Source organism: Streptomyces sp. NPDC025784 (assembly GCF_055558435.1).
The window spans coordinates 600,551-620,618 of sequence record NZ_JBVHMN010000002.1 but is presented as its reverse complement, the minus strand read 5'-3'; the positions used below and the strand labels follow the sequence as shown (position 1 = coordinate 620,618).

The following is a 20,068-nucleotide window of genomic DNA, read 5'->3' as shown; positions in this document are numbered from 1 at the left end:
CCCGAGAGGAGCGAGGTCATGGCCGTCCAGCCGCTGTCGCAGAAGGAGATCGAGGACCGGCTGGCCGAGCTGCCGGGCTGGTCGCTGGACGGCGACCGCCTCGCCCGCTCCTACCGGCTCGGCTCGCACTTCGCGGCCACCGCGATGGTGGTGCACATCGCACAGGTGCAGGAGGAGCTCGACCATCACTCCGACCTCACCCTCGGCTACAACACGATCTCGCTCACCGTGAACACGCACAGCATCGGCGGCGCGGTCACCGAACTCGACTTCCGTCTCGCCCGCAGGGTGGAGGACCTCGCACCGGGGCACGGGGCACACTGACCCACGTGCTGGACTACGACAGGGAAGCGGACGACTACGACGCGACGCGCGGCGGCGAGCCACGCGCCGCCGCGGCGGCCGGTTCGGCCCTCGGGCTGGTGCCGGCCGGCGCGCGCAACCTGCTCGACGTCGCCTGCGGCACGGGGATCGTGACGCGACGCCTCGCCGCGGGCCGGCCCGGACTGCGGGTGACGGGCGTCGACTCCTCCGCGGGCATGGCCCGCACGGCCGCGGCGCGCCTCCCGGGTGCCATAGTCCTCGGCGACTCCCGCCGACTTCCCTTCGCGGACGGCTCGTTCGACGCGCTCACGGTCATCTGGCTGCTGCACCTGCTGGCCGACGCGGAAGCCGTGGTGGCCGAGGCCGCACGTGTCCTGCGGCCCGGCGGCGTCCTCGTCACCACCGTGGACAAGGACGCCGCGCACCACGTGGACAGCGACATCGACGCGCTCGCCGCGCCCTACCGCACCGGGCATGCCACGGACGGGGCCGCGCTCGTCACGGCGTACGCCGCCGCGCACGGTCTCCACCCGAGCGGAACCGCCCGCTTCCCGGGGCACGGCCAGGGCCGCGTCCCCCGCCGGCTGGCCCGCCGCATCCGGGACGGCGCGATCTACCCCGCCGGCGGTGCCGAACTCGCCGACCGCGTCGAGGCCCTGCCGGACCCGGACTCGCCGCGCCCGGACCCCGAGTTCACCCTGCGGGCGTACCGCCGGGTCTGAGCCGTCACACCGGCTCGCGCCGGGTGAACTCCATGACCCAGTTGGTCACCCAGGTCCGCTCCCCGTCCACCGAGAAGGCCTGCTCCCACCGGGCGGTGGTCGCCGAGATCCCCGACCACACGAAGCGCACCCGTACGTCCTTCCCGTCGTGCGTGTCGTCCCCGAGGAACTCGCCGCGCCCGTCGGGCCCGAACCGCCCGTACACCGGAGGGAAGAGCCGGCCGCTGCGGCTGCTGGACCAGTGCAGCGACCACCGGCGCGCCTCAGGGTCGAAGAGCCGCAGGGTGAGCCCCTTCCAGCCGAGGTCCGGCACGTCGATCTCGTCGATGTCGGCGGCCCCGTCGAACAGGCTCCGGCAGTGGCTCGTGGCGGGGAACTCCTCCCAGCCGCCGTCCGGGTCGAGGGAGTCGGTCAGCCGGCGGTTGTGGACGTCCCAGTCGCCGAGCAGGAAATCGAAGTCGTGCGGGGTGCTCATGAGCGGTCTCCCGTGGTTCCCTCGGGCAGCGAGTCGGCCAGGTAGGCCTCCAGGTCGGGGGTGTCGGGGGCGAGCAGATGCCGCACCCAGGCGTCGCGTTCGTGCACGATCGGCGGCAGTTCCCAGACGCAGCCGATCCAGGGACGGCCGGGCACGACGAAGTGCGTGGGGTCACGGTCGGGGCAGCCCAGTACCGGCTGGCCCGCCGCCGCGCCGCCGAAGTGCAGGACGTTGTCCCACACCCAGCTGTAGACGTTGAGATACGCGCCGTCGTCGCCGCCGCGGTGCAGCACGACGAAGCCGGCCGGCGGGGTGCCGTCCGGTTCGGGGAGCAGCCGCGGCAGTATCGCGTACGCCGCACGCTCGACCTCGGGCGCGATGCCGGCGGGGTCCGAGGTGACGTGATAACGCTTGATGTGCCGCCCCGCCACCTCGATGGGCGGCGGCACGGTCAGGAATTTCTCCCGGAAGCCAGAGGAGGCACCCGGTACGCCAGGGGCGGTCCCCCGGGCGTCCGGAGCGGTCGCCGCGGCGTGCGGGGCGGTCTCCCCGAGGTGCGGGGCGGTCTCCCGGGGGTCCGGGGAGGCGGAGAAGGTCGTCGAAGCCATGACCGGACGCTAGGCCCGCTCCACTGACATCCTGTGTCAGTGAAAGCCGGCCGACTCGTCTCGATCCTCCTCCTGCTCCAGACCCGCGGCCGGATGACCGCCGCCCAGCTCGCCGAGGAGCTGGAGGTCTCGGTGCGGACCGTGTACCGCGACGTCGAGGCGCTGGGCGCGGCCGGCGTGCCGTTGTACGGAGACGCGGGCCACGCGGGCGGCTATCGGCTCCTCGACGGCTACCGGACGCGTCTCACCGGCCTCACCGCCGGGGAGGCCGAGGCGCTCTTCCTCGCGGGCGTCCCCGGACCGGCCGCCGAACTCGGCCTCGGCCCGGTCCTCGCCGCCGCCCGGCTGAAGGTGCGCGCCGCCCTCCCGCACGAACTGCGCGGACACGCGGACCGGATCAGCAGCCGTTTCCATCTGGACGCGCCCGGCTGGTACGCGGACGCCGACGACACCCCGTACCTGCCGGCGGTGGCCGACGCCGTGTGGAACGGACGGGTCCTGCGGATCCTGTACCGCCGCTGGCGCGAGCCGACCGACGTGGAGCGCCGGCTGGAGCCGTACGGTCTGGTCCTCAAGGCGGGCCGCTGGTACGTCGTCGCGGGACCGGGCCCGCGCACCTACCGCGTCGACCAGATCCTCGAACTTGCCTCGACACAGGAGGAGTTCACCCGTCCCGAGGACTTCGACCTGGCCGCGTACTGGACCTCCTACCAGCAGGACTTCCACCGGCGGCTGCGCAGCGGCCGGGCCGTCGTCCGGCTGGCTCCCGGAAGCCGTCCGAGCGGACCGCTGGCCGACGCGGTGGCCGCCGACGGCCGTACGGACGAGGACGGCTGGACGCGGGTGACCGTGCCCATCGAGTCCGTGGAACAGGCGCACGACGACTTCCTGCGGCTCGGCGCGGCGGTCGAGGTGCTGGACCCGCCGGAGCTGCGCGAGCGGATCGCCGCGACGGTGCGGGAGCTGGCGCGCCGATACGGATAGAGAGCGCTTGCTGAGAAGCGGCAACTCCCGTGCGGTCGGCGGCGACTGAGGGGACGGAATCCGTCTGTCCTCCCAGGAGGTACCCACCGTGCAGCATCCGCACAGGCAGCACCGCAGACGCACGATCGGCTCGGCGACGGCGGCCGCGGCGGCACTCGTCGCCGCCGGCCTCACCGCCCTCGGTACCGGATCGGCCGAAGCCGCCACGGCCCGGCAGGTCGAGGCCCTCGACCGGGGCGTCGTCAGCGTCCACACCGACAGCGGCAACCTGGTCAGCTGGCGCTGGCTGGGCACCGACCCGAACGACGTGTCCTTCAACGTCTACCGGGCCGGCACGAAGGTGAACCCGTCCCCGGTCACGGGCTCCACGAACTACTTCCACTCCGGGGCGCCCGCGCAGGCCGACTACACGGTCCGCGCGATCGTGAACGGCGTGGAGCAGGGCGACTCGGTGCACGCCGTCCAGTTCCGCACCGGCTACAAGGACGTGCCCCTCTCCCCGCCCGCCGGCGGCACCACACCCGACGGAGTCGCCTACACCTACGAGGCCAACGACGCCTCCGTCGGCGACCTCGACGGAGACGGACAGCTCGACTTCGTCCTCAAGTGGCAGCCGACGAACGCCAAGGACAACTCCCAGTCCGGCTACACCGGCAACACGATCGTCGACGGCATCAAGCTCGACGGCACCCGTCTGTGGCGCGTCGACCTGGGCAGGAACATCCGCTCGGGCGCCCACTACACCCAGTTCCAGGTGTACGACTACGACGGCGACGGCACGGCCGAGGTCGCCATGAAGACGGCGGACGGCACGACGGACGGCCGGGGCACCGTGATCGGCAGCTCCTCCGCGGACCACCGCGACTCCAGCGGCTACGTCCTGTCCGGACCCGAGTACCTGACCATGTTCAACGGCCTGACGGGAGCCGCCATGGGCACCGTCGACTACGTCCCGGCCCGCGGCACCGTCTCGTCCTGGGGCGACTCGTACGGCAACCGCGTCGACCGGTTCCTCGCCGGGACCGCCTATCTGGACGGCAGCCGGCCCTCGTTGATCATGGCGCGGGGCTACTACACCCGGACCGTCATCGCCGCCTGGGACTGGCGCGGCGGCGCGTTCACCCGGCGCTGGACGTTCGACACCAACTCCTCGACCAACAGCGGTAAGGGGTACGACGGCCAGGGCAACCACCAGCTGTCCGTGGCGGATGTCGACGGCGACGGCAAGGACGAGATCGTGTACGGCTCGATGGCGGTGGACGACAACGGCTCCGGGCTGTGGACGACGAGGAACGGCCACGGCGACGCGATGCACGTCGGCGATCTCGACCCGTCCCGCGCGGGCCTGGAGGAGTTCAAGGTCGACGAGGACTCCAGCAAGCCGTCGTCGTGGATGGCGGACGCGAGGACCGGCGCCGTCCTGTGGTCGACGGCCGCCGACGGCGACAACGGCAGGGGCGTGTCGGGGGACGTCTGGGCGGGCAGCGCGGGGGCCGAGTCGTGGTCCTCCAAGGCCGACGGCGTCCGCGACCCGAAGGGGACCGTGGTGGCGAGCCGCAAGCCGGGCAGCGTCAACTTCCTGTCCTGGTGGGACGGCGATCCGGTCCGTGAACTCCTCGACGGCACCCATGTCGACAAGTACGGCACGTCCGCCGACACCCGCCTGCTGACCGGCGCGGGTGTCCACTCGAACAACGGCACCAAGGCGACCCCGTCCCTGTCCGGAGACCTGTTCGGCGACTGGCGCGAGGAGGTCGTCTGGCCGACGACCGACAACACGGCGCTGCGTATCTACTCGACGCCGTACGAGACGACCACGAAGATCACCACCTTGCTGCACGACACCCAGTACCGCACCGCGCTGGCCTGGCAGAACACCGCCTACAACCAGCCGCCGCACCCGAGCTTCTTCCTGGGCGACGGCATGCCGACGGCGCCACGGCCGGCGGTGTACGCGCCGTGATCCGCTGAGGCGGCGCCCGCGGAGAACGGGCCGGGGCAGCCGCGCGATCCCGTCGCGCGGCTGCCCCGGGCGGGTCCGGATCCCCGGCCGGTCAGGTCACCGTGCAGGTCCGGTCGTCGAGTCGGAACGACGTGGGTCTCGTGTTCGAGCCCGTCCAGCTGCCCGTGAAGCCGAAGCCCACCGACGAACCCGGCGCCACGGCGGCGTTCCAGCTCACGTTCCTCGCGGTCACGGCCGTGCCGTCCTGGGTGTGGTCCGCGTTCCACAGCTGGGTGATGCGCTGGCCGTCCGGGAACGTCCAGCCGAGCGTCCAGCCGTTCCAGGCGCTCGTGCCGGTGTTCGTCAGGGTCACGTCCGCCTGGAAGCCGCCCGACCACTGGTTGGTGATCTGGTAGGTCACCGCACAGGCACCCGCCGGTGCCGGATCGGTGCCACCGCCACCGTCGCCGCCGCTCGTGTCGGAGGTGTCGCCGTAGACGATCCCGCGCCCGTTCGTCGACACGTACACCCGCCCGTAGACCCGGGGGTCGCCGGTGACGGCCGCGCCGGTCCAGCCCCACTGGTGGGCGTCGTCGTTGATACGGGTCCAGGTCGCGCCCTTGTCGGTGGACCGGAAGATCCCGCGGACACCGCCGATCTTCGCGCTGGTGTAGAGCGTCCGGTACGAGGCACCGGTGGCGGCCTTGCCGAAGCCGATGGTGTCGGCCTGCTCCACTCCGGCCAGCCTGGTGAAGGTCGCGCCGCCGTCCGTCGAGTGCCACAGCCCGTACGCCCCGTCGCTCGCGCCGCCCGCCAGCCACACGTCGCCCTTCGTGCCGGGCAGCGCCTTGAAGCGCACGCTGTCGCCGCTCGGCAGTCCGCTCGCCGGGGACGCGGTGAAGGTGGCGCCGCCGTCCGAACTCACATAGAACGTGCCGGACTTGAAGCCGTAGAAGGTCTTCGGGTCGGCCCGGTCGGACTCGACCCGTGCCCCGGCCGGGATGCCGGAGGACGCCGACCACGACGTACCGAACCCGGTGGTGTACTGCACCCCGGTGCCGGACGGGCTCCACACGAAGCGGCTGCCGTCCGAGGCCGCGGCGACCGTGCCGCCGCCGGTGACGCCCGAAGGGTCGGTGCCCGCGAACCAGTCGGCACCGTTGTCGGTCGAGAAGCCGATGTGCGGGCCGGAGTCGAGGTCGCCGACCCGGACCACCGTGTTCGGGTTCGTCTCGGCGTAGTCCAGGCCGGTCGTGGTGGTGAGGTTCGGCGAGGTGTACATCATCGAGGGGACCTTGGTGAGATCCGTGTGCCGGAATCCGCCGATGTCACCGAGCGCGCTGAGCAGCGGAGCACCCGAGGGGGGAGAGACGAGGTCGTTGACGGCCGTCTCCTCCAGTCCCCGGACCATGGGTTCGACCGTGAACGTGCCCCCGCTGTCCCAGTCGGTGAGGTTCTCGGTGCCGTAGACCGTCGCGCCCGTTCCGTACATCATCCGTGCGGAGTCGAACGGGTCGATCTCCAACGCCTCGGTCATCCAGCCGAGTTTGGGGGTCTGCTCGGGCGGTGCGGGATTCGCGCCGAAGGTCAGCCAGGGCACGGAGGAGACGTCCATCGTGTAGCGGTTCGAGCGGTTCGGGTACGACGTGTAGTCCCAGGCCTTCGTCCAGGTGCCGCCGCTGTCGGTGGACCGGAAGATCTGGCTGTCCGGCCACCAGGAGCTGTACGCCGTCGCCATCACGGTGCCCGGGTGCTGCCGGTCGACGGTCAGGCCGCCGAACCCGTAGTAGGTGTCGGCCTCCGCTACCGGGCTGATGTCCGTCCAGGTCCCGCTGCCGGTCGCGTACCGCCACAACCGGCCTTTCCCGCCGTCGTACGGGCCGCCCTTGTCGCTGTAGGCCAGATACAGGTAGCCGTTCGCCGCGTCGAGCACGCCCTTGTGGGCGAGGTAGCCGGTGGGCTGCCCCGCGAGCCGGGACCACGTCGTGCCGCCGTCCGTCGAGCGGTAGACCGCGTTGTCCTTGTCGGCGACGCCCACGTAGACCGTCTGCGTCGTACTGCCCTTCGTGCCGGTCGACTCGTCGAAGGTGACCCAGACGATCCCCTGGTTGTCGGAGGCGTAGCCGCTGGTGTCGGTGGCGTCCTGGACATAGTTGCCGGCGTTGGGGAACGCGGTGACCCGCGACCAGCTCGCCCCGGAGTCCGTGGAGCGCCACAGCCCCTTGCCGCTGGGCGCGCCGAGATACAGCACATTGTTCCTGTTGGGGTCGACGGCCAGCCGCTCGCCCATCCCCCGGCCGGGCATGTTGCCGCCCAGCTTGAACGGCAGGTCGGCCTTCTGCCAGCTGGCGCCCCGGTCGGAGGAGCGCAGCACCGCGCCGTTCGTCGGGTCCCAGCTGTTGGTGTATGTGCCGACCGCGGCGTACACCTTGTCCGGGTCGACGGAGTCCGAGGCGAGGCTGACGACTCCGGTGTGGCCCCACTCGTCCCAGCCGACCGAGTCGAGCAGCGGCGTCCAGCTCTTGGTGGACTCGGTCCAGCGGTAGGCGCCGCCGATGTCGGTGCGGGCGTAGGCGAGGTTCTTCTCGGAGCGGTTGAAGACGATGCCGGGGACGAAGCCGCCGCCGTCGATCCGGGCGTTCTTCCAGGTGTAGGTGTCCGCGGCGACCGTCGTCTGCGCGGTGTCCCTGGATCCGGCCGCCGTCGGGGCGTCCGCGGCCAGTGCGGGCGGGGTGCCGGCCAGTAATCCGGCCGCGAGCGCGAGCACGGCCGTCAGGATGCGGGTTCTGCGCACGGTGGGGTCCTCTCCGGGGAATGCGGGGGGAGGGAAAGGCGCGAAGGCCGGGCGGCCCTCAGTGCGGGTGAGGGACCGCCCGGCCGGGGCCCTGCCGTCAGGAGCAGGGCCGTGTACACGGAGCCTCAGCGGGGACTATTCGAGCAGCTCCGCGTACGAGCCCATGGCGAGTGCGATGTCCGCCTGGGCCCAGAAACGGTGGTACGTGAAGGAGGGCGCGGCGCCGCCCGCCAGATAGCTCTCGATCTTCGACCAGGCCGGGTCGTTCTTGTAGAAGGACCGGAGCGAGGCGAAGGTCGAGGAAGAGTTGATCCTGTCGCCGTTCGGCATCGTGCCGCTGAAGCCGCTCGGGACGTACACGCCGTCGTCGAAGCGGTTGTAGTCGGCGCGTGTCTCCGGGACGGCAATGCCCAGACCGTCCTGGTAGTTGCTCCACATGCCGTCGAGGAGCGCCTTCGCCGTCGTCTTCGCCTGGGTGTTGCCGGACCTGGCGGCGTAGTACGAGAGGGTCTTGGCGTACGCGGCGGCCACCCCGACGTCGTTCGTGTAGTCGGCGACGGTGACGTGAAGTCCGCTGTTGGCGCCGGGACTCGACGCGTTCCAGGTGTCCGGGGCGCCGGACCATTGGAGCGTGGACGGGATCTGGTAGGTGCCGTCCGGGTTGACGGTCGTCTTGGACAGCGCCCAGGAGACCCACTTGTCGAGGATCGTCTTCGCGCTCGCGTTCCCCGTCTGCTGGTAGTACTCGGCGACCCGCTCCATCGACCACGCCTGGAAGCCGAACCACTGGTTGGACGGCGGGTCGTGGTACACCGGCTGCTGGTCGTAGTACATGCCGTAGAAGGTCGGTGTGCCGGTCGGCGGGGTCGCGTAGCGGCCCGCCCAGCTGTTGGTCGCGCCGCCCGCGATGGCGCCCTCGTCCGACTGGAGCCAGCGGTAGAACTCCAGCTGCCGGCCGAGCGACTTGGCCCAGTCCGCCTGTCCGGTGGCCGACTTGGGCTTCAGGTCGGCGTTCGAGCTCAGCGCGTAGGCCGCCAGCGGGTTCTGGTAGCCGCCGTGCGTGTGGCTGGAGCCGATCCGCCAGGCCCATCCCGCGGAGGTGTCGGTGGCGCCGCCCCACGCGTAGTACCAGGACAACAGGTAGTGCGAGGCGTCCTTGCCGGTACCGGCCGCGCACGTCGACGGGCCGACACAGTTGCCGATCTTCTTGAAGTACTTGTCGTACATGGCGTAGCGCAGATAGTCGCCCATCTTCGCGGCCTTGCCGACGGTGGTGGACACGTCGTCGCCCTTGCCCTGGGCCTTGGCCCACACGTCGGCCCAGTACGCGGCCTGCACCGCGCGCGCGTCGGCGTCGGGCGCGTCGGTGTACTTCCACTGCTTCGCGTACGAGGAGTCGCCGGTGAACAGGTCCAGGTACCCGTTGGTGCCGCCGTACTTGAAGGCGTCACAGGTCGGCTGCGGCACCGTCTCCCACACCGACTCCTGCGCGCCGCGCTGGAAGGTGTTGATGTAGGACGGGCCGGTCGCCGTCGGGCCCGCCTCGCACTTGCCGGGCTCGTCGCCGTAGCCGTAGACGTTGTCGACGTCCTGGAGCCAGTGCATGCCGTACACGTCGTCCGTGCCGTACGCGCTCTTCAGCTCGGAGGCGATCGGGTCCGGTCCCACGGAGACGCCGGTGTCGAGCTTGGCCGGGTACTCGTTCGGGGTGTCCAGCTCAGGGGCGTACGTCGCCGGTTTCGAGGCGTTGTAGAAGGAGTTCGTCGGCTGGTCGGCGTGCGTGGGGATCATGTACGTCTCCATGGTCTGCCACGCGGCGTTGAACTTGGACCAGTCGCCGGTGACCTTCCCGTACATGGCCTGCAGCCAGATCAGATAGCTGTATGCCTCCGACGTCGTCTCGTGTCCCTGGTCCGGTGCCTCGACGATCAGTGTCTCCACCGAGTGGTAGGGGATGCCCTCGGGGGAGAAGTAGCCGTTCGCCGGGTCGGTGATCTTGCCGTAGAGGTCCAGGAAGCGTGCGTCGTACGCCTTGGAGGCGGCCAGTTCCGTCACGGTGACGGTGGCCTTGGTGTGGCCGGTCGCCGAGGCGGTGAAGGTGGCGGCGCCGGTGCCGGAGGCGTCGGCGGAGATCGTCACCTTCTGCGCGGTGTTCCAGTTCGACGGTGTGAAGGTGAGCGAGGAGCCGCCCGTGACCGACAGGCCGGTGTTGCCGTCCGTCCGGGCCACCGCGACCGTCACGTTCGCCGACGGCTGGGTGGACAGCTTCACGTCGAAGGTGCCCGTCCTGCCCTGCTGGACGCCGAGCTGGGACGGCGAGGCCACCACGGCGGGACCCGAGGCGACGGTGATGCCGACCGGCGTGGAGTCGGCGGACGCGCCGAGACTGTCGTACGCCTTCGCGATCAGCGAATGACTGCCCACGGTCAAGCCATTGGCCGACAGCGTGTACGGGGAGCTCGTGTCGGTGCCGAGCAGTGTGGTGTCGTCGTAGAACTCGACCTTGCTGACGGCCGCTCCGTCGGCGGCGGCCGCGGTCGCGGCCAGCGGTACGGCGTCGCCCTGGGAGTACATGGCTCCGGCGGTAGGACTGGTCAGCACGGTCAGCGGCGGCTGGTGCGCGCCGGCGCAGGTGGTGCCGTTGACCGTGAAGGACGTGGGGGCGGTGTTGGTGCCGCTGTACGTGAACTGGCCGCCGGTGGTGACGGCGGCCCCGGCGGCGATCGTCCCGTTCCAGTCCGCGTTCTTCACCGTGACCGTCCTGCCGGACTGGGACCAGGTGCCGTTCCAGCCGTTGGTGAGGGTCTGGTTGCCCGCGTAGGCATAGCTGAGGGTCCAGCCGGTGATCGCGTCCGCGCCGCGGTTGGTGATCGTCAGATCCGCGGTGAATCCGGAGCCCCAGTCATTCGTCTTGTAGTCGACGCTGCACTGAACCGCTGCTGCGTGTGCGGGAGTTGTACCCGTCGCCAGGGTCGTCAGGGGGAGTGCCAGGGCCGCCACGACAGCGGTCCACAGACGTCGCGACGTGCGACGTCCCGGTCTGGGGAGCATGTGCTGGTTCCTCCTTGCGGCTCGGAGAATGGGGGAGGAGCAACAAGCCTTGAACCAGTGGGAGCGCTCCCATAGTGGAGAGCGGGCTGTGAGCGGTCAAGGTGCTCGGTGAGTCGAAATGATTCGATTGATCAACAACGCAACACCTCTGTCCTTCGCTGACACTTGGCGCTAACTTCATCCGCACCAGTGGGAGCGGTTCCATCAGTCGACGCGTCCGTCACGACGCGCCCGAGCTGCAAGGAGTCGCTCATGCGACACCCCCCGCGTTCAGGACTTTTACTCGTCGGCGCCGCCGTCGCCCTCGTGGGCACGGCGATCGCGCCGACGGTCACGGCCTCGGGAGCCACTCCCGCGTGCACGGTGGAGTACTCCGTCACCAACCAGTGGGACTCCGGCTTTCAGGGCGCCGTGAAGATCACCAACAACATGGCCTCGATGAGCAGTTGGAGTCTCACCTTCGACTTCGCCCAGGGCCAGAAGGTCACCCAGGGCTGGAACGCCGAGTGGTCCCAGTCCGGCACCTCGGTGACGGCGGCCAATGAGAGCTGGAACGGCTCGCTGGCCACCGGCGCGAGCGTCAGCGCCGGCTTCCTGGCCTCGTGGTCCGGGAGCAACACGGCACCGACCGGATTCAAGCTCAACGGCACGGCGTGCAACGTGGACGGCGAGCCGACCCCCACCGACCCACCGCCCACCGATCCGCCCCCCACCGGTGAGGCGCCGAAGCTCCACGTGTCCGGGAACAAGCTCGTGGACGCGAGCGGCGCCACTCGCCGGATGCTCGGAGTCAACCGCTCCGGCGGCGAGTTCATGTGCGTCCAGGGATACGGCATCTTCGACGGACCGGTCGACGATGCCGCCGTCAAGGCGATCGCCGACTGGAAGGCCAACACGGTCCGTATCCCGCTGAACGAGGAGTGCTGGCTCGGCCTGTCCAACATCAAACCCGAGTACGGCGGAGCCAACTACATCGCCGCCGTCAAGGACCTGGTGGCCAAGGTCGAGGCGCACGGCATGACCCCGATCGTCGAACTGCACTGGAGCTACGGCCAGTACACCGGCAACTCCGCGGGCTGTTCCGACGTGCACGCCACCTGCCAGAAGCCGATGCCGGACGCGCAGTACACCCCGTCGTTCTGGTCCTCGGTCGCCGGCACCTTCAAGGACGACCCGGCCGTCGCGTTCGACCTGTTCAACGAGCCCTACCCGGACCGTGCGACGTCCACGACCACCCAGGCGTGGACCTGCTGGCGGGACGGCGGCACCTGCCCCGGCATCTCCTACGAGGTCGCCGGGATGCAGGACCTGGTCGACGCAGTCCGCGGCACCGGCGCCAGGAACATCGTCCTGGCCGGCGGTCTCGCGTACTCCAACGACCTCAGCCAGTGGCTCACGTACAAGCCGTCCGATCCCACCGGCAATCTGGTCGCCGCCTACCACGTCTACAACTTCAACACCTGCGCGAGCGAGAGCTGCTGGAACTCGACACTCGCCCCGGTGGCGGCCCAGGTCCCGCTCGTGGCCGGGGAGATCGGCGAGAACACCTGCTCCCACGGCTTCGTCGACACCGTCATGAAGTGGTTCGACGACCGGAACCTCTCCTACCTCGGCTGGACCTGGAACACCTGGGACTGCTCCTCGGGCCCCGCCCTGATCTCCGACTACGACGGAACCCCCACCTCGTACGGCATCGGGCTGCGCGACCACCTGCGCGCCCTCAACGGATGAGACACACACGTCAACGGATAGGACACCCGCACTCATGAGTCGCACCAGAACAGCGTTACTGGCGAGCCTGGTCCTCCTCGGCGGCGCGACCACGACCGGCACCGCTGCCGCCGCCGTCGCCCCCGAACCCGGCATCGCCGCCGTCCCCTGCACCGTGGACTACAAGGTGCAGAACCAGTGGGACACCGGCTTCACCACCGCCGTCACCGTCACCAACAACTCGGCCGCCAAGTCGTCCTGGTCGGTGAAGTGGTCGTACGCCGGGAACCAGAAGGTGACCTCCGGCTGGAACGCCAGGATCACCCAGAGCGGCACGGCCGTCACCGCCGCCAACGAGAGCTACAACGGCACCCTGGCGAGCGGCGGTTCGGTCAGCTTCGGCTTCAACGCCTCCTACAGCGGCACCAACGCCCTGCCGACCGGCTTCACGCTCGACGGCGTGACCTGCAACGTCGACGACGGAGGCGGCGGCGACCCCGACCCCGGACCGGACCCCTCCGGCAGGGTCGACAACCCGTACGCCGGCGCCAAGGTGTACGTGAACCCCGAGTGGTCCGCGAAGGCGGCGGCCGAACCCGGCGGCAGCCGGATCTCCAACCAGCCCACCGGTGTCTGGCTCGACCGGATCGCCGCCATCGACGGCGCGGGCGGCAGCATGGGGCTGCGCGCCCACCTCGACGCGGCGCTCGCCCAGAAGGGCAGCAACGAAGAGGTCGTCCAGCTCGTCGTCTACGACCTGCCCGGACGTGACTGCGCGGCCCTCGCGTCCAACGGCGAACTCGGCCCGACGGAGATCGACAAGTACAAGACGCAGTTCATCGACCCGATCGCGGCGATCCTCTCCGACAGCAAGTACGCCTCGCTGCGCATCGTCACCACCATCGAGATCGACTCGCTGCCCAACCTCGTCACCAACACCGGCAGCCGCGCCACCGCCACCCCGCAGTGCGACACCATGCAGGCCAACGGGAACTACGTGAAGGGCGTCGGTTACGCCCTGGCCAAGCTCGGTGCGATCCCCAACGTCTACAACTACATCGACGCCGGACACCACGGCTGGCTCGGCTGGGACGACAACTTCGGCCCGTCCGCGACCCTGTTCAAGCAGGCGGCGACCAGTGAGGGCGCAACCGTCGACGACGTGCACGGCTTCATCACCAACACCGCCAACTACAGCGCGCTCAAGGAGAACAACTTCACCGTCAACGACTCGGTGAACGGCACCACCGTGCGTCAGTCCAAGTGGGTCGACTGGAACCGGTACGTCGACGAGCTGTCCTACGCACAGGCCTTCCGCAACCAGCTCGTCTCGGTCGGCTTCAACTCCGGCATCGGCATGCTGATCGACACCTCCAGGAACGGCTGGGGCGGCAGCGCACGGCCCACCGGTCCCGGCGCGACGACCAGCGTGGACACCTATGTCGACGGCGGACGCTACGACCGCCGCATCCACATCGGCAACTGGTGCAACCAGTCCGGCGCGGGCCTCGGCGAGCGTCCGCAGGCCGCCCCGGCGACGGGCATCGACGCCTACGTGTGGATGAAGCCCCCGGGCGAGTCCGACGGCTCCAGCTCGGCGATCTCGAACGACGAGGGCAAGGGCTTCGACCGCATGTGCGACCCGACGTACACGGGCAACGCCCGCAACGGGAACAACCTGTCCGGCGCCCTGCCGAACGCCCCGCTGTCCGGGCACTGGTTCTCCGCGCAGTTCCAGCAACTCATGGCGAACGCCTACCCGGCGCTGTAGTCCCGGCGAACGGATGATCCGCCGGGGCCGGGCCGCAACGGCCGGGCCCCGGTGGATCGCGCACCCACCGCGGCGGTCCTCCGTGACGTGACGCCGCATCGCGCCGCCACCCATGGGGCCGCCCCGGACGACCGGAGGACGGGCGTACCGGGATTTTGCCGTTCGAGCAATACGGCTGGCCGTTTCCGGGAGCGGTGGCGCACGCTGTCGGCATGCCGAACGAGAGGCCTGCGACCATGCCACAGCACCACGACCACACCTCGCACGACCACACCTCGCACGGGCACGCCCCGCACGGCCACACCCACGTGGACTTCGCCGACATGCTCCCGCTGCTGGTGCAGGAGGCCGAGTTGTACACCCCGGCCTACGTCGAGGCCGCGGCCTGGCTGCGGGAGGTGCGCCCCGGAGCGGAACTGGTCGTGGACGCGGGCAGCGGCCCCGGCGTCATCTCCTGCCTCCTCGCCGACGCCTTCCCGGCGGCGCGCGTGGTCGCCGTGGACGTCGCCGAATCCCTGCTGACGGAAGCCCGCGCCCGCGCCGAGCGGCTCGGTGTCGCCGACCGGTTCAGCACGGTCGAGGCCGAACTCGCCGACGGGCTCGGCTTCCTGGACTACCCGGCCGACCTGGTATGGGCCAGCAGGTCGCTGCACCACGTGGGCGACCAGCGCGCCGCTCTCGCCGGGTTCGCGGAAGGCCTCGCGCCCGGCGGAGTGCTCGCCCTCCTCGAAGGCGGCCTGCCCAGCCGGTTCCTGCCGCGCGACTTCGGCATCGGCCGACCCGGTCTCCAGGCCCGGGTCGACGCGGCGCAGGAGGAGTGGTTCGCGAGGATGCGGGCCGACCTGCCCGGCTCGGTGACCGAGCCGGAGGACTGGCCCGCGCTGCTGTCCGCCGCCGGTCTGCGCCACACGGCGACCCGCACGTTCCTCCTCGACCTGCCCGCCCCGCTCTCCGACGAGGCCCGCGCCTTCGTCGTCAGCTCCCTCACCCGGCGCCGCGACGGCCTCGCCGAGGCCCTGGACGCCGACGACGTCGCCACCCTCGACCGGCTGGTCGACCCGGACGACAAGGCGAGCGTGCACCACCGCTCCGACGCGTTCCTGCTGACGGCGATGACCGTCCACGTCGGCGTGAAGCCCGCGTGACCGTGGGACTCGGCACCGGCCGGGGCGGGCGAACACCGTGATCCGCGCGCCCCGCACCCGGCGTGTGCCGCACTCCACGAAGTGCGCCGCGAGGGTCCGCCGCTTGACGGCCTCGCCCGGGGTCGCGTCGAGCGGCTGACCCGCGGGGTCGCGGACGGCCACGATGCGGGGTGTCGCCAGCATGCGCGCCCGGATCACGTCGGCGGGCACCTCCGTGCCGTACAGGGTGTGCGAGGCGACCGGACCCCGGTCCAGGGCCAGGTCGCGCAGCCCGCGCACCGAATCGGGATCCGGCAGGGACCACACCCGGCGCCGGGCCGGCATGAACAGCACACCGCCGCCGCCCGTCCTGGCCCGTGCGAGGGCGCGGGCGACGGCGGTGACGTCGTCGGTGCGGCTCTGCGGTGTGCGCAGGTGCAGGCTCGCGGGAAGCAGCGCGAGCACGGCGGCGCCCGCGCAGGCCGCCGCCACCACGCGAGTCCGCCGGGCCCGTACGAGCCGGTCCAGGGCGGCACCGGCCAGGAGCGCGGTGCCAGCCTGGCAGTAGAGCACGTACCGGTCCACGTACAGGGGTTCGGCCAGGGACGCCAGCAGCAGGAGCAGGGCGGGCAGCACGAGGAGCGACAGCGCGAGCACGGGCAGCCGGGCGCGGCGCGCGCCGCCACGCCCGAGCGCTCGCGCACAGGCCAGGGCCAGGGCACCCGTCCCCGCGAAGCCGGCGATCGCCCCGGCCCCCGGCCGTCCGATCCAGGCCACCTGCGCCGACTGTCCCGCGCTGAGCGCGGCGAGCGGCGCCACCGCGGCCACGACCGCGATGCCCGTCACGGCCCAGCCGCGGCGGACCGCGCGAGGCACCACCGGAGCGTGTCCCACCAGCGCCAGCACGGCGAACTCGTGCAGCAGACACGCCGTCAGCAGCACCGCGCCGTAGCCCGCCCAGGCCCGGCGGCCCGGCCGCTCCACCGCCCGCACCAGCAGAAGGGTCGCCCAGACGACCAAGGCGCACACCAAGGCGTAGGACCGCCCCTCCTGCGCGTACCGCTGGACCTGCGGCAGCAGGGCGAACACGGTTCCCGACAGCAGGCCCGCGCCCGGCCCGGCCAGGCGCCGTCCGAGCGCGGCGACCGCGCCGGTCGCCACCGCGGTGGCAAGGACCGAGGGAAGCCGCAGCACCAGCAGCGGGTCCAGTCCGCCGCACACCGCGAACAGCGCGTGCATCACCAGGTAGTACAGGCCGTGCACGGCGTCGGCGCCGGCGAGCGTCGCCCACAGGTCCGGCAGGTCGCGCCGCGCCATGTCGTACGTGACCGCCTCGTCACGCAGGGTTCGGTGCGGCTGTGGGAGACGGCGTCACCGCGGTTGCGCGGGGCGGAGCTGCCCGTCGGCGACGGTCCCGTCCTGGCACTGGGATTCACCTCGGACAGCGGTGAGTTGCGTGTGGCGACCCCGCATCTGGGCTCGCGCACGGTCGAGTCGGCGCCCGCCCGGGCCGCGTCGGCGGTGTGCGCGCGGGCGGGCGGCGGACCGACCCGGGACGAGTGGCGCGCCCACCTGCCCGATGTGCCGTTCCGGCGCACGTGTTGAGGTGTGCGGTGCCGTGACGGGACCCCCTGCGTCAGGGCCTCCGCAGAGCGTGGACGCCGGGTCCGTCGTCGTGCGCCGGTGCCCGGCCGGGTCTCCGGGGCCTTGACTTCGAGAGTGCTCCAAGTGATGAACTCGCGGCGTTCACCGAACTCATATGGGGGTAACCATGACCGACTCTCCTGTCGCGCTCATCACCGGGGGCGGGAGCGGTATCGGCGCCGCGGTCGCGCGGCGGCTGCTCGACGCCGGGCAGCGGGTGACCGTCACCGGCCGCGGCGAGGAGCGGCTGCACGCCTTCGCCGAGGAACTCGGGCGCCCCGAGGGTCTGTTGACGATTCCGGGCGACGCGGCCGACTACGAGCACGTGACGGCGGCGGTCGAGGCGACGCTGAAGGAGTTCGGGCGGCTCGACACCGTCGTCGCCAACGCCGGTTTCGCCACGCACGACACCGTCGCGGAGGGCGACCCGGCGGGGTGGCCCGAGATGGTGCTGACCAATGTGCTGGGTCCGGCGCTCCTCATCCGGGCCTCCATCGAGGCGCTGAAGGAGAGCAAGGGCCGGATCGTGCTGATCGGCAGCGTCGCCGGACACGTCTTCACGCCCGGCAACATCTACGGCGCGACCAAGTGGGCGGTGACCGGACTCGCCGAGAACACCAGGCGGCAGGTCACCGAACACGGCGTCGGCGTGACGCTGATCTCGCCCGGCCGCGTGGAGACCCCGTTCTGGGACGCCTACGGCAGCCTGCCGCCGGGCCACCTGCTCACCGCTGACCAGCTCGCCGAGTCGATCGTCTGGGCGATGGGGCAGCCGAGCGGTGTCGACGTGAACACCGTGGTCGTACGACCGGTCGGCCAGCCCGTCTGACCCGCCGCGCGAGCGTGAGGGGGAATCGCACGACCGGCCGCGCACGGCATGCGATTCCCCCCAATGCGGATCCAGGGAAGGTCAGTTGTTCTGCAGGAACTGCTTCGCCAGAGAGTCACCCAGCGACACGGCCGCACTGTGACTTTCTATGGGGGACACCTGCGAGTTCTTGAAGAGGATGTAGGTCACGCCGGAGTCGGTGCCCCCGGTCTCCGGGTCCGGGTCGATGCCGAGCGCCTTCGCGGTGGCGTACGAGGCCTCGCCGATGATCTGCGTGGGGCCGGTGTCGCCGACGACCGCGTACTCGACCTTGTTGTTGTAGATGACGGCGACCACGCCGCCGCCCTTGATGCCCGCGCTCGTGTACTTCCAGATGCTGCTGGAGCTGGGCACCACCACGTAGGGCAGCGAGTCCGCGCGCAGCGGCTTGCCGTCGGACTGGTGGAAGGCGGTGTCGTCCTGGAACCAGGGGTCGGTGTCGCCGTTGCACTTGGTGGTGACCTGGCCGTCGCAGTCGATGTCCATGTCGGCCTTCCAGAACACCGCGCCGTTCTTGCCGCAGACGGGGACGGTGGCCGAGGTCTCCTCGTCGGTCCGGTACTTGCCGTTCGAGATCTGCGAGCAGGACGTCACCTTGGCGAGCAGGTCGGCCGCGCTGACCGTACCCTCCTGCGCCGATCGGGGGGTGGTGGTGCCGGAGGCACTGGCCGGGAGTGCCGCGGTGGCCAGGAGCGCGGCGCTCGCGGTCGCGGCGAGGGTCAGTGTTCGAGATCGCACTGTGGGGGACCCTTCTGTTAGGAAACTTTCCTTACCGGGTTGCCGTACAAGGTGGACCCGCTTGCATGACCGCGTCAACCCCTGCGGGGAACTTGGTCCGGTCCAAGCCGCCGGGGTTCAAAAGGCCCGGGGAACCGGGGCGTTGGAAAGAACGTCGGCCCGGACGCACGGTGCGCGTCCGGGCCGGCAGGTGTTCCGGGACGGCTCAGCCCATGTCGAACGTCGCCGGGTTGGGGCCCAGGCGGCGGTCCTCGTTGAGCGCGCTGATCGCGGCGATGTCCTCGGCGTCCAGGGAGAAGTCGAACACGTCGATGTTCTCCTCGATCCGGGCCGGGGTCACGGACTTCGGGATCACGATGTTGCCCAACTGGAGGTGCCAGCGCAACACGATCTGAGCCGGAGTGCGGCCGTGCTTCTGGGAGATGGCGACGATGGCCGGGACCTCCAGGAGGCCCCTGCCCTGACCGAGCGGGGACCAGGCCTCGGTGGCGATGCCCTGCTCGGCGTGGTACTCGCGGGCCGCGTGCTGCTGGAGGTGCGGGTGCAGCTCGATCTGGTTGACCGCCGGGATGACGGACGTCGCCTCGATCAGCTTCTCCAGGTGCTCCGGCAGGAAGTTGGAGACACCGATGGCCTTCGCGCGGCCGTCCGCGTGAATCTTCTCGAAGGCCCGGTACGTGTCGACGTACGTGCCCCGGGACGGCAGCGGCCAGTGGATCAGATACAGGTCCACGTACTCCAGGCCGAGCTTCTCCAGCGACGTGTCGAAGGCGCGCAGCGTCGAGTCGTACCCCTGATCGCCGTTCCAGAGCTTGGTGGTGACGAAGAGGTCCTTGCGGGGGATGCCGGAGGCGGCGATGGCCTTGCCGGTGCCCTCTTCGTTGCCGTAGATCGCGGCGGTGTCGACGCTGCGGTACCCGGCCTCCAGCGCGGTGGCGACAGCCCGCTCCGCCTCGTCGTCCGGCACCTGCCAGACACCGAAGCCCAGCTGCGGCATCTCGACGCCGTTGTTCAGGATGATCGGGGGGACCTTGCTCACTAGCTCTCGATCCTTCAGTCGTCGGGTGGTACTCCCATGGTCAACGATCACGCGCCGTGATGCATTCCTGACCGGTGGATTCCCTGTGGATCCATGGTGGGGGCCGGGTGCCGGTGCCGCGCGGCGACGGAGGTCGGCCGGAAAGGGACCGGGTCCCTCGGTCCGGACCATTGACCGGAACCCGTCATCCCGCGACTCTGTACGCATCGCTGATCATGTCAGCGAACAACGTGCATGCATGTGAACGACCCTCGCGTGTGCCGGGCCCGGCCCG

The 20,068-nt window shown here is 70.8% G+C and carries 14 protein-coding genes and 1 pseudogene; 8 read left to right on the top strand and 7 right to left on the bottom strand.

What is annotated here, in order from left to right; genetic code table 11:
- Positions 1 to 18: 18 nt before the first annotated feature.
- Both ACZ4IF_RS08735 and ACZ4IF_RS08730 read left to right on the top strand, forming a co-directional pair.
- Positions 19 to 324 carry a 4a-hydroxytetrahydrobiopterin dehydratase gene (locus tag ACZ4IF_RS08735; RefSeq protein ID WP_467560847.1) on the top strand — a complete coding sequence of 102 codons (306 nt, stop codon included), beginning with the start codon at positions 19 to 21 and terminating at the stop codon, positions 322 to 324.
- Positions 325 to 329: 5 nt separating this feature from the next.
- A complete protein-coding gene (locus ACZ4IF_RS08730; RefSeq protein ID WP_467560845.1) occupies positions 330 to 1,046 on the top strand; it encodes a class I SAM-dependent methyltransferase in 717 nt (238 codons plus the stop codon).
- Positions 1,047 to 1,050: 4 nt separating this feature from the next.
- Here the strand turns inward: ACZ4IF_RS08730 and ACZ4IF_RS08725 are convergent, their stop codons facing one another.
- Together ACZ4IF_RS08725 and ACZ4IF_RS08720 are read right to left on the bottom strand one after the other, a co-directional pair.
- Positions 1,051 to 1,521 (bottom strand): hypothetical protein, encoded by a 471-nt coding sequence (locus tag ACZ4IF_RS08725; protein WP_467560843.1) that lies wholly within the window; start codon positions 1,519 to 1,521, stop codon positions 1,051 to 1,053.
- A complete protein-coding gene (locus tag ACZ4IF_RS08720; protein WP_467561128.1) occupies positions 1,518 to 1,970 on the bottom strand; it encodes a hypothetical protein in 453 nt (150 codons plus the stop codon). The genes ACZ4IF_RS08725 and ACZ4IF_RS08720 overlap by 4 nt, the downstream gene beginning before the upstream one ends.
- 198 nt (positions 1,971 to 2,168) lie before the next feature.
- Between ACZ4IF_RS08720 and ACZ4IF_RS08715 the strand changes: the two genes are divergently transcribed.
- Together ACZ4IF_RS08715 and ACZ4IF_RS08710 are read left to right on the top strand one after the other, a co-directional pair.
- On the top strand, positions 2,169 to 3,113 hold the full coding sequence (locus ACZ4IF_RS08715; RefSeq protein WP_467560841.1) for a helix-turn-helix transcriptional regulator: 945 nt from the start codon (positions 2,169 to 2,171) through the stop codon (positions 3,111 to 3,113).
- Positions 3,114 to 3,201: 88 nt separating this feature from the next.
- Positions 3,202 to 5,076, top strand: a complete 1,875-nt coding sequence (locus ACZ4IF_RS08710; protein ID WP_467560839.1) for a rhamnogalacturonan lyase — start codon at positions 3,202 to 3,204, stop codon at positions 5,074 to 5,076.
- A gap of 91 nt (positions 5,077 to 5,167) precedes the next feature.
- Here the strand turns inward: ACZ4IF_RS08710 and ACZ4IF_RS08705 are convergent, their stop codons facing one another.
- Together ACZ4IF_RS08705 and ACZ4IF_RS08700 are read right to left on the bottom strand one after the other, a co-directional pair.
- Positions 5,168 to 7,849, bottom strand: coding sequence for a cellulose binding domain-containing protein (locus tag ACZ4IF_RS08705; protein WP_467560837.1), 2,682 nt, complete (start codon positions 7,847 to 7,849; stop codon positions 5,168 to 5,170).
- Between the two features lie 135 nt (positions 7,850 to 7,984).
- Positions 7,985 to 10,900, bottom strand: a complete 2,916-nt coding sequence (locus tag ACZ4IF_RS08700; protein ID WP_467560835.1) for a glycoside hydrolase family 48 protein — start codon at positions 10,898 to 10,900, stop codon at positions 7,985 to 7,987.
- Between the two features lie 252 nt (positions 10,901 to 11,152).
- On the opposite strand from ACZ4IF_RS08700, the gene ACZ4IF_RS08695 reads away from it, so the two are divergent.
- The 3 genes from ACZ4IF_RS08695 to ACZ4IF_RS08685 all read left to right on the top strand — a co-directional run bounded on the left by ACZ4IF_RS08695 (position 11,153) and on the right by ACZ4IF_RS08685 (position 15,526).
- A complete protein-coding gene (locus ACZ4IF_RS08695; RefSeq protein WP_467560833.1) occupies positions 11,153 to 12,631 on the top strand; it encodes a cellulose binding domain-containing protein in 1,479 nt (492 codons plus the stop codon).
- A gap of 34 nt (positions 12,632 to 12,665) precedes the next feature.
- The gene (locus ACZ4IF_RS08690) at positions 12,666 to 14,381 is read left to right on the top strand and encodes a glycoside hydrolase family 6 protein (protein ID WP_467560831.1); all 1,716 of its coding nucleotides are present in this window, start codon (positions 12,666 to 12,668) and stop codon (positions 14,379 to 14,381) included.
- A 236-nt stretch (positions 14,382 to 14,617) separates the two neighbouring features.
- Complete coding sequence (locus tag ACZ4IF_RS08685) at positions 14,618 to 15,526, top strand: class I SAM-dependent methyltransferase (protein ID WP_467561126.1); 909 nt, start codon at positions 14,618 to 14,620, stop codon at positions 15,524 to 15,526.
- A gap of 927 nt (positions 15,527 to 16,453) precedes the next feature.
- On the opposite strand, the pseudogene ACZ4IF_RS08680 reads toward ACZ4IF_RS08685, so the two are convergent.
- Positions 16,454 to 16,744, bottom strand: a pseudogene (locus tag ACZ4IF_RS08680) (glycosyltransferase family 39 protein); the annotation flags it as partial.
- Positions 16,745 to 17,276: 532 nt separating this feature from the next.
- Here ACZ4IF_RS08680 and ACZ4IF_RS08675 point away from each other — a divergent pair.
- Positions 17,277 to 17,978, top strand: coding sequence for an SDR family oxidoreductase (locus ACZ4IF_RS08675; protein ID WP_467560829.1), 702 nt, complete (start codon positions 17,277 to 17,279; stop codon positions 17,976 to 17,978).
- Positions 17,979 to 18,059: 81 nt separating this feature from the next.
- Here ACZ4IF_RS08675 and ACZ4IF_RS08670 read toward each other — a convergent pair whose 3' ends face one another.
- A complete protein-coding gene (locus ACZ4IF_RS08670) occupies positions 18,060 to 18,755 on the bottom strand; it encodes a glycoside hydrolase family 75 protein (RefSeq protein ID WP_467560827.1) in 696 nt (231 codons plus the stop codon).
- Positions 18,756 to 18,960: 205 nt separating this feature from the next.
- Positions 18,961 to 19,752 carry an aldo/keto reductase gene (locus ACZ4IF_RS08665; RefSeq protein WP_095937699.1) on the bottom strand — a complete coding sequence of 264 codons (792 nt, stop codon included), beginning with the start codon at positions 19,750 to 19,752 and terminating at the stop codon, positions 18,961 to 18,963.
- Positions 19,753 to 20,068 lie beyond the last annotated feature (316 nt).